This window comes from Listeria cornellensis FSL F6-0969 (assembly GCF_000525855.1).
Taxonomy (GTDB): Bacteria; Bacillota; Bacilli; order Lactobacillales; family Listeriaceae; genus Listeria_A; species Listeria_A cornellensis.
Genome location: NZ_AODE01000088.1, coordinates 1 through 568, shown reverse-complemented (window position 1 = coordinate 568; position 568 = coordinate 1). Strand labels below are relative to the sequence as shown.

Genomic DNA, 568 nt, shown 5'->3' with positions numbered 1-568 from the left:
TTTCATTAGGGTGCGCTGCCTGGAAATTGCGGTTAAGCATATTTTTAGCGGTATGCTCTGCGGTAGATCGAAACCATTGTGGTTTCTTGCGACGAATGACGGAATACAATTGATTTATCCGCATAATTCGACGGATTCTTTTCCAGTTATAGTTCGTATTTAACGCACGATTGACCGCTAAGGTCATCCGACGGTAACCATAAATATGATTCACGCGCTGCGCAATTTCGATAATTTTTTTCTCAAGTTGCTGATTTAGTAACTCACTGGCAGATACTTCACGGTGTAGCCACTTATAGTAGGAAGACCGAGCGATTCCTGCGACTTCGCATAATGTTACAATCGGATACGTTTCTTTTAGTACAGTGATAGCACAGTAGAGTTCCTCTTGTCGGACTAATGAAAGTCTTGGTACTTTTTGTTCGATCTCCTGCAACTTTTTTTGCGATGGCATTCTCGATTTCTAAACGCTCATTCTGTGCCTCTAATTCTTTGATGCGTAGCGTTAAAAGGTCTGTTTCCGTTAGTTCTTCTTTGTGCTTGGAACGACCGCGTCGGTCCTGTAACA

The 568-nt window shown here is 42.4% G+C and carries 1 protein-coding gene; it reads right to left on the bottom strand.

Going from position 1 to position 568, the window contains the following annotated elements; all coding sequences use genetic code 11:
- Positions 1-454: IS3 family transposase (locus PCORN_RS16845; RefSeq protein ID WP_149024419.1), on the bottom strand; the 454-nt coding region annotated here is incomplete at its 3' end.
- Between the last annotated feature and the right edge of the window lie 114 nt (positions 455-568).